The sequence below is a fragment of the Ruegeria sp. AB10 genome (genome assembly GCF_056542745.1).
The window spans coordinates 69,186-81,806 of the sequence record NZ_JBQGAI010000012.1 but is presented as its reverse complement, the minus strand read 5'-3'; the positions used below and the strand labels follow the sequence as shown (position 1 = coordinate 81,806).

Sequence of the window (12,621 nt, the reverse complement as noted above, 5' to 3'; positions counted from 1 at the left end):
ATCATCTCAATTTAGTCCTGACCCGTGGTTACATCGCGAAACTGATGCGCAGCGAGCAGATCACACGCTACCTTTCGCTGCACCATGACGCATTCTTACCCGCGTTTGAAAAGATCATGGAAAACGAGGCATTCACTTCCTGAACCCTCACGGCTGATTGGAATTGTTTTTGGGGACCCGGACCCATCATGCGCGGGGACCGCAGGAGACGCCGCACGGTGGGGCGGATCAAGCGCGGCGATGGGGAGGACGGCGAACCCGTCGGAGCCCATCATGCCGGGCCAGACGCCCGGCAGGTTTCTCGAAAGTCTGCGCGTGTTTCCCGATGCCGAGGCGCGCGCAGACAAATTTCTGCTGAATCGCTTCTCTGTAACAAACTGCAAACATCGCTGAAGCGGCATAATGTGAAGCGATATCTAGTTATGTGGTCTGCTAATCATCGAGACCAACGCCTATTGCTTCAATTCACCTGCTAGCGGCCATTGATCCTGCATGCAGAGAAGGTTGGAAAAGGGCTAGAACGGCCCATCACGCTCTGGACAAGAATGCCGTTCGAATAGCAGCTTTCATCGCGTCCTGCGGCCCATGCCCTTTCGGTCTGCCTGAAGCCATCACAAGTTTGGAGGCAGGTGTGCTCCCAAATCCCAGCCTCTCGTTGACCACGGATAGCCCGATGTGAAGCGACGACCGGCCCAGCAAGCCAACCGCGATCCCTGCCTCTACAGCTGCAATCACGCCAGAAACGCTTTGGCTTGAATAGACGATACGGTAGGGCTTTCTACGGGAATGTAAGGAACTGATTGCCGCGTCGCGCCACCAACACGCTTCATCGAAAAGGGCCACCGGTAGGACTTCTTCGACTGAAAAATCCCGATGTGCCGAAGACACCCAACAAGTCGGGTCTTCATAAAGGAGTTCCTCAAAACCAGATGGAGTTTCGACCTCGTAAACCGCAAGGTCCAACAGCTCTTTGTCGAGCGCATCAGGAAAATGTGCGCTCAAGGCGCAGGTGACCTCCAGTTCGACTTTAGGATGATGACTGGTAAACGCCGCAATAATCGTCGCGAGTTTGGCGCGCCCGTGATCGTCGGGTATGCCCAAGCGTAGTTTTCCGCTCACAGAATTGTGTGAAATCTCCCGCTGTACCGCGTCGAGGCGGGCCGTCACGTCTTTCGCAACGAACAGCAACGTCTGCCCCGCATCGCTCAACACAACCCCGCGACCATGCCGATCAAAAACAGGGCGGCCCAGAATGGATTCCAGGCGTTTGATCTGAAGGCTCGTTGCAGATTGGGACCGGTGGATACGAGCTGCACCATCCGTGACACTGCCAGCCTCAGCCACGGCGACGAAGGTTCGCAAAAGATCGCTATCCAGATTCTCCATCTGTTTTTCCAATATCTGAAATTGAAACTATTCGTTTCAAAGATGGCTCGTGCCACTCTAATTTTCAAGTTCAAAGGAGTAGGTAATGTCCGATCAAACCGCTGCCCATCAACCATCTACCCGGAAAAATCTGATGTGGGGCGTTTCTCTGGTGCTGTTGTCGGGTGTCTGTCTTGTTTGGCCGGAACACGCGGCAAACGCTGCAAAGTTTGTCGTCTTGGGCTTGATTGTCGTCGCGCCAATCGTCATTCCGGGTATCATCCTTGCGGCCTGGATCATTGCCAGCAGCGCGGACACTCATATTGCTGCTGCCTTTGAGGGCAGGACATTTCGATCGGTGTTGGCCGCGTCGCTGATCGGAGCCGTTACGCCCGTCTGCGGTGTTACCGTGTTGCCGTTAATGGCTGGGTTGCTGGCTGCGGGTGTACCGCTTGCACCGATCATGGCATTCTGGCTGTCTTCTCCGATAACGGACCCGGCGATGCTCGCGACCACCGCCGCAACATTGGGTCTGAGCTTTGCGATTGGCAAAACTCTTGCAGCTTTCGGATTGGGTGTATTCGGGGGCGCGATTACCGGTCTATTTTCCAGGGCGCCTTGGGCAATGAATGCGCTTCGCGATAATGATCTCGCTCGCCAACTGAGTGCTGCGCGATGCGGCGAAGGTCAGCCCTTTGATCCCTGGGTATGGCGGTCTGAGGCGAGACGACGTTCCTTCGGCAAACAGTACTGGGCAACCAGTCGGCTTATCCTAATTTGCCTGATACCGGCGTTTACAGCCGAGTACGCCCTGAACACGGCACTGACGCCTGGATCGCTGGCAGTATATGTCGGGGAAGACAAATGGTGGGCCATACCCGCCGCTGTCTTCATTGGTGCCCCAGCCTATATCGACGGGTACGCGGCACTCCCACTGACGCGAGGGCTGATCGACAACGGCATGTCCGAAGGCGCAGCGATGGCTTTCCTTGTATCGGGTGGCGTAGTCAGCATCTGGGGTGCAATGGCCATCGCACCGGTGCTCAAACCGAAGCCATTCATGCTATATCTGCTGCTTGCTGTTCTTGGCTCGATTGGAGCGGGGTATGTCTTTGGGTGGATCGTCTAAGAGACAATGCCAACTGAAAGCAAGCAGTCAACGAATGGCTAATCTGCCCACCAACACAGAAATCTCAAATCTCGAGTTGAACGTCCGGTGTAGGTCTCCCTTGTCGTAATTAAACGCCTCTATTTGTAGGTAACTGCCTGCTCCCAATGGTCGCGAGAGGCGCAAAACCGCCCAATTCAGCATGTTGAAAAGTGCCCACAACCTCAAACCCTACCGCCAAGATGGCAGTAGGCTCATCACGTACAACGCACCGTGGCTAAGGGTTACTGGCCTCAGAAATCCTTCCGACGGAAACCGCCTATGATAGCACCACCCATTAGGCATGTTAGGTTTCGCCAGGATGGCTCAACCGCATAATTGGCCATTTCCGTAGCCAGCGTGTCAAAGGCACCCTTGTTGGTTTTTATCATGTGACCGGGCGACATGAAGCCAGCAGTCAAGATAGATTTCTCGACATTCTCGAAGCACATGGCGTTGCCGAAGTTGCCTACTCCCGAGACGAACTCCTTGCCTTCTTCGTTGCCGCCCCATGTCAGCCAGGGCGAAAGGAAGATGAAGGGTGGCATGGCGTTTACGGCAATTGCACCATACTCCATTTCAGTTACCGCTCGGTCCAGAGCGGCCTGATGCGTCTTCTTGGTGTCCTCGTCGATCAGGATTGCGCTGCCCAACGTGCCAAGCAGCTTTTCATTGCAGAAGGCAACTGCAGCGGGCAGGAATTCAGCAGCGTTGGCAGGCACGTCCAACGGCACCTCACCTATGATCTGGCAGAAGGCCTCGTTGCGCGTGCCATAACTGTCCACTTCGATCCCGGTGATCAGCAGGTTTTCAGCTGCCTTGAACAGACCGCCCTCCGGTGACAGCCGCTCAGCTTGCGGATAGGCGTTGAGGAACCCGTCTTTCACCTCGCCAGCCCCCGGATAGTAGGTGCCCTCGGCGGGCGTGTCTTCGACGATCGCCTTTCGAATGGCATCTAGGAACTGATCCCGCTGGGCCCAGTGTTTCGACGTTACCAAAGTTTGAACTCGACCGCAGACTGCACCACCGTTGAGCTTGTTAATTGTGACGATCTGGTGCGCCTGATGAGCGATTTCCTTATCGGTCCAAGGGCGGTCGCCCGGCACGATGATCACCGGGTTGTTGCCTCCGCATTCGGAGATCAATTCGGCTTGGGTGGCACTTTGGATCGCTTTGGCGGTACCTGCACCACCCGTGAAGTAGATCTTGTCGATCCTGGTATCGGTCGTCAGCACACGGCCTTCATCGTGATCGGCGAAAGCCAGGGCTTGATGATCGATCAGCGGGGTCATGACCTTTTCCCAAACCTTATCGCTCTCGGCATTCAGGTGGTGAGGTTTGTGCACCACAACCTTGTTGTCGAAGAAGATTGCCTTGAGCATCTCCAAGGACGACGAATAGTTCCCCGCGCCCAATACGGCGGTGATACCGGCAGGTTTATCTATCGGATTCACTTGCTTCGGTTCGCCCTTGACCCGAATGACATCCTTCCGGTCGCCGTTCATCAGCTTGTCCTTGGTGTCGATTGGGAAGACCGCAATGTCATAGCGATCATTACCAACTTTGGTGATGCTGATCGGCTCTGGCATCTTTCCATGCACGATGCCTTCATAAACGTCGATGGCGGCAGAAATGGTATTGGCCATTGGAACAATCGTGGCGATCTTTGATAGCGGGTCGGTATAAATCTCTTCGCCCATCTGACCATTCTTCATGGCGGTGTCCGAGGCGGCGAGTTCACCGCCAAATTTCTTTAGGTTTTCGCGCACAGCTTCCAGTAGGGCTAACCGCTCGGCGGGGGAGGTAGCGGCCCATTTCTGCGGGTTCAGGTGAGTAATGGCGTCGTCGGTTTTCATCTAATTGTCCTTAAGTGTTCGGTCGGAGCGAGTTGGGGAAAGCAGGATCAGCGAGCGATCGACATGACCATGCGGTCGAAAGCACGGTCGCCCAACCATTTACGGACGCCCATCATCAAGCTTGCGTATTTTCCGGCGGCGTAGCGGGTCTTGGGTCTGCGGGCCTTCACCGCCCGGGACACAACATCGGCAATCACCTGTGGGGACGAGCCGCCACCATCCTTGTAGTTTTCGGCGGTTGCCTTGGCGACGGTTTTGGCCATCGCTCCATAAGCCGTATTGCCCGAAAACTTCAGCATCGGGCCTTCGACAACATTTCCGAAAGAGGTCTGAATGATGCCGGGTTGGACCACAACCACGTCAATACCAAACTGTTTCAGCTCAAGGCGCAGGCAGTCAGACAAACCTTCGAGAGCGTGTTTCGAGGCATGATACCAAGCACCCAAGGGCGTATAGATCTTGCCACCCATCGACGTTATGTTGATGATCTTGCCTGCACGTTTCTCGCGCATGTAGGGAAGCAGTTCCTGTATCAACGCGGCAGCACCGAACAGATTCACGTCCATCTGATAGCGTGCTTCCTCGATCGGCACGTCCTCGACCGCACCATAAAGTCCGAAACCCGCATTGTTCACCAGCACATCCGCGCCGCCGAACTTGATGGTGATCTCAGCGACAGCGGATTTGCGACTGGCCTCATCTGAGACATCCATGGCAACAGGATGCGCGCCGAGCGCTTTCAGATCGTCCATTTGCTCCACCCGTCGGGCTGCGACGACGACAGTCAATCCATCCTTGATCAGTTGCTGAGCGATCACTTTACCCATGCCCGACGATGCACCGGTAACGAGCGCAACTTGCTGTGTGTTTGCCATTATTTACTCCAATTGTTTTGGACAGCTTGTCTTGTCCCGGATCAGTTGCACCGTTCGGCCCGAGTCGATGCGTTCGGTATCTCCGGATACAAACGCAGACTGGGGCGTACGATTGCGCGGCTGTTCATTTTCGTTGCGGGCGCGGACTAAGTTCCGACATATCCCTCGCCTCGGCCGGGGTCATGCCGGTCCAGCCTTGGAACGCGCGATAGAATGAGTTCGGCTCGCGGTATGCCAGCAAATAGGAGATCTCCTCGACGTTCAGCCCCTCCTCACTCAGATAGTGCATCGCCAGTTCTAAACGGGTTGATTCCAGCAGAGTTTGGAAGGTCTCGCCTTGCTCCTTCAGTTGGCGTTGCAACGTGCGCTTGGACATGGCCATCCTCTTGCACATCGCCTCAATATTTGCCTCACCCGAAGGCAACATGTCATGTAGGACCCGCTTGGCGCGCATCACGATGGGCGTGTCTGTTTCATGAGTCACCATCTTGCGACGAAGTTGCTTCTCAAATTCCGGCCAGGCTTCCTCGTTTTCAGTGATCAGGGGTAGGTCCGCGTCTTCGCGACGAAGTGAAATGCTTGCGCCGGGCGTTGGGTGGCGTCCCAGATACGAAAGTACTTCCTCACCCGGATGTTCAATGACTGGAAGCTTCACGTGTGCTGGCACGATATGCTCGGCAGTGTGGCAACGGGCACACTCCAGCAGGTAAAGCGCTTCGAACCAGAGCATTCGCGGTGGGACTGGAATGGTGGGATCGACTGAGCCGATGGCAACATGCAGGCAATCGTCGTCCTCGGAGAGATCCAGAGTGATCGGTGCCATCAGCGGTTTGAACACCGACAGTCGTTGAAGCCCGGTACGTACATCGGGTGAGCAGGAGAAAGAGAACATCGCGGGCGTGAATGGCGCGTGAGCAAAGAGTTTGCTCAAGATGAGCGGCAAATCTGGGCGTTTAGCTTCTGTTTCAACCGATTGCCACAGATCGAACACCTGTGCGGGCGTCACCCCCTTGCTTTCGTTGCGCAGGAAATCACGCGGGAACCCGGCTCGGAGAAACACCTGCTCGGGTGAGATTTTCAACAACTTGGCCAACTGTGTGATGGATTTGGCCATTGGGTAAAGACGGTTTGGCGATTTCGCCTCCTGAAGCGAGTGTATTAGCGCATCCTATATTCGCATGTGATTTCCACCGCGCCAGAGGCTTGAAACCCTTTGGCGTGTTCTGATGGTCCTTTGGCGCAATATGATAGAGCAACAGCGAAGCCCCAGCATCGTGTTCCTCTCGAACCCGACGTTGACCTTTCACGTTACACTATGTTGCTGCTCTGGCTGCTAGGTCCAGGAAGAGCCCATTTCTTCTAGTTACAAATGTGCTAGTTTTTCGAAATGAAACATGCGGAACCATTCACTTTTCGCAGTGCTACAGTTGCCGATCTTGAACTGCTACTAGACTGGCAATCGCGTCCTCATGTCCGAGAATGGTGGGATTCGACTGAGCCCAGTGAAACCAAGGATTTCGACGACACGCGGGTTGCTAGGTGGATTGTCGGTTTTTTCGATCAACCCTTTGCATATATGCAAGACTACACCGTTCATGGTTGGGATGATCATCATTTCTTTGATCTGCCTAACGGATCGCGCGGCATTGACCAGTTCATTGGCGAATTTGACATGGCTGGAAAGGGGTACGGACCGAACTTCATAACCCAAAGGGTCAAAAAACTTTTTGAGGAGGGCGCACCGGTGATCGCAACCGACCCGCACCCAGAAAATGTTCACGCAATTGCAGCATACAGGAAAGCAGGCTTCAAGGAATTGCGACCTGCTGAGGAAACTCCTTGGGGTCTAGTCCTTCCTATGGCCATTTACCCTTAGACGTCATAGTCCCAACGTCGGTTTCGTCCGAATTGCGGTCGTGGCGGTTTGGCACCACAAATGGCTGGTTTCGCAACCATTGGGTGACTTGCCGCGCCATAGCAAACCGCGAACGTCGTTGAAGCAGTTTTATGTGAAGCGATCTCTGGTTGAGTAGTGGCCCGTCAGTGGAACGAGTACAAAAAGCTGCCTCGCTGACTTTGCTGCCGTCGGTCAATTGTATTCAAAAAGCTACTCTCGGTACCTAAGCGGAGCTTCGGCAATTCTACCGGGCCTAAGAAAACGACCTACGTTTGGGCCAGAAAATGCTTCAGTTACAGGTCTCCCTGTGCCTCCCGCCACCGATCACGCCCGATACTTGGCAAGTTCATTCCAAACCAATTCAACCGTGGCAGACGTGTTCTGCGACTTGCGCGCTGCACAAATGTTCCATGTAAGGTTCTGTTTCATCGACACGGGTTTTGCGGTCTTTGCACGGGTCAGCTCTGCGAATGTGTCCGGCATCCCTCCAACGATAAATTCAGGCTCTGCCAGCAGTCCAGTCAGGAGGTTGTAGTCGTCGCATTCGATATGCGGCTGCGCATTGACCTTTTCGACAGCCTCGGCACCGCCACCAAGTGCTTTTGTCAAAGCGGCTTTCCAATGTTTGTGGAGATGGGGTGATGCAAAGGGAAAATCGAATATGCCTGCCATGGTTTGCGGGCCGCGCTGGTGAATCTCATGATCTCGATGAGCAACAAACTGGATGGGTTGTTTCTCCATCACCATGATCTCGACATCTTCGGCTTCAGGTGTGTAGGTCAGATCGCCAAGGAACACGTCGAATTCCCCTGCCTGCAATAAGTCGAGCGGACGTGCATAGGCACTCACCAGAATTCGGAAGCGCAGGTCAGGCATTGCCCTTCGTACGGCGCGCAAGACTGGCAGGATCAAAGTTCTTGTGGTTAACGGCCCGCAACCAATCAGCAAAGTACCCGGCCCGGTTTCACGCAAACCGGCCACACGGGTCGTATAGCGGTTCAGGTCTTCGCGCAGCGCCTGAGCGATTGGCAAAAACTCCTGCCCCGCGCGTGTCAACGTGCTGCTGTTTCGGCTGCGATGGAACAAAACAAGTCCCGTGTGTTCTTCAGCCTGCCCGACATAGCGGGACAAGGACGCGTTGGATACACCCATCGCACGAGCGGCGTTTTGGAAGCTGCCGGTTTCAGCCAATGTGAGAAAGGCGGTCAAAGCGTTTTCGTTCATCATACGGTCTAATTGTTTCAGGTTTTGTGTTTTAGTTTTCACAATATGAAATCATGGTAAAGCTCTGTTGCGACAAGAAACTCTCAATCGCTATCCCTGATGGACCCTTCGATATTCCCACCATCGATATCGTCTTCCACGTCCACAGAGGTAATAATGTTCATTCTTCGATCTATTGCGGTTTCCGCCACGCTGGCCACGGCGACGGTCTCTGCCATGCCGGTTTTGGCCGGAACCGACCAACCCAATATCCTTGTCATCATGGCCGACGATGTCGGCTGGGCCAGTCTGGGCAGCTATCATCAGGGCGTGAAAAGCATCAAAACCCCCAATCTTGATCAACTGGCTGCCGACGGTATGCGTTTGACGGATTATTATGCTCAGCCAAGCTGTACTGCTGGACGGTCAGCCTTTATCACCGGACAATTGCCAGTTCGTACCGGAATGCACACAGTCGGCCTGCCCGGAGACCCTAAAAAAGGTCTGAACGAAAATGACCCGACTTTGGCCATCATGCTAAAATCTCTGGGCTACACGACCGGTCAATTCGGCAAGAACCATCTGGGGGATATGAACAAATTCCTGCCGACGGTGAAGGGCTTTGATGAATATTGGGGTTGGCTCTACCATCTGAACGCGATGGAATACACATCCGACCCGGACTGGCCGAAAGATCAGAAATTCAACGACACATTTGGCCCTCGGAACATCATTCACGCGTACGCCACGGATACAGTCGATGAAACTGTGGACCCACGCTGGGGTCTGGTTGGCAAGCAACGCATCATCGACGATGGTCCGGCTCCGCCTGAGCGGCAAAAGACGCTGGACGACGAGGTGACAGCACACACGCTGGACTTCATCAACCGCGCGGTCGACAGCGATACGCCTTTCTTTGTCTGGATGGCACCGGCGCGCGCGCATGTCTGGACCCATCTGAGCCCCGAATACGAGGCCATGCTGGGCGACGGGCGCGGCTTGCAGGATGTCGTGATGAAAGAGCTGGATGACAACGTCGGCAAAGTCATGGCGCGATTGGAGGAATTGGGTGTCTCGGACAACACGATTGTTGTCTTTACGTCCGATAACGGCCCCGAAACCATGACCTGGCCCGATGGTGGAACAACACCGTTCCATGGCGAAAAGGGCACAACCTGGGAAGGCGGTTTCCGCGTCCCGGCCATCATTCGCTGGCCCGGAAAAGTCCCCGCCGGAACCGTGAGTAACGGTATTTTTGCCGGTCTTGACTGGATGCCCACCCTTGTTGCCGCCGCCGGAGGGCCGGGCGATCTGCCGGACTCCTTGCTGCAAGGCTATGAAGGCTATCAGGTGCATCTCGATGGATATAACCAACTGTCTTTCTTGACCGGTGAGGGCGAGAGCAGCCGGGACGAGATCATCTACTACGAAGGACCGGACCTGCAAGCTGTACGCCATGGTGACTGGAAAGCACATTTCACGATCCAATCCGAAGGCTGGGCTGGCCCCAAGGAGGAACTGAACGCACCCCTGCTGTTCAACCTGCGTCGCGATCCTTACGAAAAAGCGGCCGAAGAATCCGGGATGTATACCCGCTGGATGGGCAACAAGATGTGGGCATTTGGGCCGGCGGCCAAAATCGTTCAAAACCACCTTTCTACGTTCAAGGACTATCCTCCACGGGGTTCGGACGTCACCAACCAAGGTCATGTTGAAGAACAAATCTCGACCGAAGGCGGGATGTCACAGTAGAAATCAACTCACGGGAGGCACCAATCCTTGCCTCCCGATCCTAACAAGAACTCGCGAGAAACACCTTCTGACGAAGGTTCGCTTATGCACCAAGACTGTCATTTGGATCCAGCGCAGCATTGGTAAGATTGGGCTCCTTCGAGTCATTCGCCGCGTCCCGCCAAAATGTCAGGTTTTGAGTTCTCGGAGGGAAGGCCTTAGATAAAAGCCATTGGACATTGCTGAACGGGTGTTACGTGAACCACCTTCTAGTTACATCGTCACCCATCTGGGTCCTCATCGCTCCAGTGTCCAATTTCGTAAACACCCTGCTTTTTCATGCGACGTATGAACGCTAGGTAGTTAACTACGCGGTCGATCTCATCCAATTCTCCAGAGGCATAGGCGACCGCAATCATCTTGAATTGGGCCTCAAGATCTTCCGCAATTTTTTCGTCTCGTCGGGCGAGATCCTCTCCAATCCCCAAAGAAACAGTAGTTGTGTTGTTTTCGCTCCAAATCTCATCGAGATAGGCCTTTAGATTAAGCGCGGGACTATTCGCGCCCAGCTTGCCTACGGCCTCCCATATTGGTTGAAGCCGTTCAGTAAGATTTCTTCGACTGCTAGTCATTTTTCTTCACCTCGCAGTTCAGCAATTCAACGTAGTTGGCCCAATTGAGAGGCCGCCACTAAAACTGATGAGCATGAGCGGCGGAGCATTAACTTAGCTCCGCTACCAGCTTTTGTTGACTCAAGCAGTCAGTTTAGATTGACGTTTTACCCCCCCAGTCATCAGTTCCCGAACCACATCTCGTGTCTCGTTCGGGTAGGCACGAACAAACCCAGCTTCGCAGGGGATTGTCTCAACATCTCTACGATCCAGTGCCAGCCCGGCGGAACGAACCGGAGGTGGCAAAGGAATGCCCGACGCGGTACCGACAGGGGCCAACCAATCTGGCCGCCGCCAACTCCAACGCTTCAAGTGGCACCCCAGCCAGTTGTGACAGGCGCTCCAGCTGATCCGGATGGGCCGAGCAGATATGGGGCCATCTCAGACCCAGATCTGAACAGAACTCCCTCGTAACACTAAGATTGCGACGTGACAGCCGGGCGACATAGGAAGCAGGCGTCTCCATGTGATGATGAGGCAGAGTCAGAGCAAGCTGTGCTTTCATATTCTCACTCCGCTACTCGAGGGATCATTCAATTCCAACCACCCCATCACGGCTTTGACGTCGATAGTGCGGTAGTCTTCGGCAAGAAACGGATTGAACGCCGGGATACAGCCTGACTTTCGCCGGAATGCCTCAGCAAAGTGCGCCAGCTTGAGTTGATCCGACTCCACGTAGAGTGCTTCTTCAATACCGCAGAGGATCATATCGATGATCAGACCGAACTCGTTTCCACCGGCGTGAACTAAACGTTTCAAAAACGCGTCCTCGCCTAGTTCAACGTCATTCCCCAAACCAGACTTTGAAACAAACCCCGCAAAAAGACCTTTGACATCCGCTTCATGCGAAATCCAGCTCACTGCGTCCAAATGTACAACATCCATTCTCCTTTTGAGTTGCACGTCGGAATTGATCATCTTGATCAGATCTGGCGTCCCGGAGAGCACCAAACCCACCGGCCAGTCTTTGTCGTTCATCAAAGATATTAGTGTGTTCACTACGTCATTGCGGGCCTTGAACCCTTTGCTGATGTAAAGATCCTGTGCCTCGTCCAGATGCACAAACAGTGTACTACGTAATTGGAGAAACTGGCGGACTTGCGTCCAGATGATTGCAGCAGATTTGTCCCGAGCGAGCGGATAACCCAGACCAGACAAAATCGTTGCGCCAACATTCTTCAAGGTCGCTGGCGATGGCACCTGAAGTCGGATCACTTCTGCCACATCTTGCCCTTCAGTAGGCAGGACAAGGCTTGGGTGGTTGTCGAACAAACGGTCCGCAGCCGTGGATTTCCCACTACCAGAGGCCCCAATAAGAGCAATGCCCCGAGCTTCTCCGCGGCTTCCCAATCGAAAGGCCGCCCTCCTTCGACGGAGATGACGGTCGAAGATCATTTCGAGATTTTGAAACGCTTGGTGAGACACAAAAGCGCTGCGCAACTCAGCAATTTGAAGGTCAATATCGTCGGAATTAACTTTGTGTTTATCAATCATCCTCGAACCTCCAAGTAGAAGCTCTGGGTTGCTCCTCAGAAGAGTTTTGGATGTCATCTGCTGAAGTTTCTGAAATTTCTTGGTGCTCGTCTGAAAACGGGATCAGGTACCCAAATAGGTCCGGCTCTGGTGGTAATTCAAATCCTTCGGGATCACCTGACTTGATGCTCAATCCCACGAACAAGTCTTCTCGCGCTCGTTTTAATCCCGCAGGCGTCTGACGCTTTAATACTGCGCCAAATCTACGCCGCTCTTCAGCATCTCGTTGGATAATGGCATCCAAGGCATCGGATAGAGTGCCGCGAGCGTCAGGTTTCAATCTTAGCGCTTAGAATTTCGCATATGCGACGAAAGAGCGCTTTCCGCAGAACCCATTGAATAA

The 12,621-nt window shown here is 54.1% G+C and carries 11 protein-coding genes; 3 read left to right on the top strand and 8 right to left on the bottom strand.

Annotated elements, in window-relative coordinates:
* Nucleotides 1–528: 528 nt before the first annotated feature.
* Nucleotides 529–1,386 (bottom strand): LysR family transcriptional regulator, encoded by an 858-nt coding sequence (locus ACR0NT_RS17580; protein ID WP_170449099.1) that lies wholly within the window; start codon nucleotides 1,384–1,386, stop codon nucleotides 529–531.
* Nucleotides 1,387–1,471: 85 nt separating this feature from the next.
* Here ACR0NT_RS17580 and ACR0NT_RS17575 point away from each other — a divergent pair, with 85 nt between their 5' ends.
* Entirely contained in the window at nucleotides 1,472–2,494 is a 1,023-nt protein-coding gene (locus tag ACR0NT_RS17575; protein ID WP_170449098.1) for a permease, read from the top strand.
* A gap of 272 nt (nucleotides 2,495–2,766) precedes the next feature.
* On the opposite strand, the gene ACR0NT_RS17570 is transcribed toward ACR0NT_RS17575, so the two are convergent.
* The 3 genes from ACR0NT_RS17570 to ACR0NT_RS17560 form a co-directional block, all read right to left on the bottom strand.
* On the bottom strand, nucleotides 2,767–4,368 hold the full coding sequence (locus ACR0NT_RS17570; RefSeq protein WP_170674893.1) for an aldehyde dehydrogenase family protein: 1,602 nt from the start codon (nucleotides 4,366–4,368) through the stop codon (nucleotides 2,767–2,769).
* 47 nt (nucleotides 4,369–4,415) lie between these two features.
* Nucleotides 4,416–5,243, bottom strand: a complete 828-nt coding sequence (locus ACR0NT_RS17565; protein WP_170440557.1) for an oxidoreductase — start codon at nucleotides 5,241–5,243, stop codon at nucleotides 4,416–4,418.
* Between the two features lie 124 nt (nucleotides 5,244–5,367).
* Complete coding sequence (locus ACR0NT_RS17560; protein ID WP_170440554.1) at nucleotides 5,368–6,357, bottom strand: AraC family transcriptional regulator; 990 nt, start codon at nucleotides 6,355–6,357, stop codon at nucleotides 5,368–5,370.
* A gap of 273 nt (nucleotides 6,358–6,630) precedes the next feature.
* On the opposite strand from ACR0NT_RS17560, the gene ACR0NT_RS17555 reads away from it, so the two are divergent.
* Nucleotides 6,631–7,119: a GNAT family N-acetyltransferase gene (locus ACR0NT_RS17555; protein WP_170440552.1), complete on the top strand. Its 489-nt coding sequence runs from the start codon at nucleotides 6,631–6,633 to the stop codon at nucleotides 7,117–7,119.
* 345 nt (nucleotides 7,120–7,464) lie between these two features.
* On the opposite strand, the gene ACR0NT_RS17550 is transcribed toward ACR0NT_RS17555, so the two are convergent.
* Nucleotides 7,465–8,406, bottom strand: a complete 942-nt coding sequence (locus tag ACR0NT_RS17550; protein ID WP_170440550.1) for a LysR family transcriptional regulator — start codon at nucleotides 8,404–8,406, stop codon at nucleotides 7,465–7,467.
* Between the two features lie 114 nt (nucleotides 8,407–8,520).
* On the opposite strand from ACR0NT_RS17550, the gene ACR0NT_RS17545 reads away from it, so the two are divergent.
* Nucleotides 8,521–10,095 carry an arylsulfatase gene (locus ACR0NT_RS17545; protein ID WP_170440548.1) on the top strand — a complete coding sequence of 525 codons (1,575 nt, stop codon included), beginning with the start codon at nucleotides 8,521–8,523 and terminating at the stop codon, nucleotides 10,093–10,095.
* Nucleotides 10,096–10,355: 260 nt separating this feature from the next.
* Here the strand turns inward: ACR0NT_RS17545 and ACR0NT_RS17540 are convergent, their stop codons facing one another.
* From ACR0NT_RS17540 to ACR0NT_RS17530, 3 genes are all read right to left on the bottom strand, one after another.
* Nucleotides 10,356–10,706 carry a hypothetical protein gene (locus ACR0NT_RS17540; RefSeq protein WP_170674892.1) on the bottom strand — a complete coding sequence of 117 codons (351 nt, stop codon included), beginning with the start codon at nucleotides 10,704–10,706 and terminating at the stop codon, nucleotides 10,356–10,358.
* A gap of 540 nt (nucleotides 10,707–11,246) precedes the next feature.
* Nucleotides 11,247–12,239 carry an ATP-binding protein gene (locus ACR0NT_RS17535; RefSeq protein ID WP_170440542.1) on the bottom strand — a complete coding sequence of 331 codons (993 nt, stop codon included), beginning with the start codon at nucleotides 12,237–12,239 and terminating at the stop codon, nucleotides 11,247–11,249.
* Nucleotides 12,232–12,558, bottom strand: a complete 327-nt coding sequence (locus ACR0NT_RS17530) for a hypothetical protein (protein ID WP_170440540.1) — start codon at nucleotides 12,556–12,558, stop codon at nucleotides 12,232–12,234. Before ACR0NT_RS17530 ends, ACR0NT_RS17535 begins: the two co-directional genes overlap by 8 nt.
* Nucleotides 12,559–12,621: the final 63 nt, after the last annotated feature.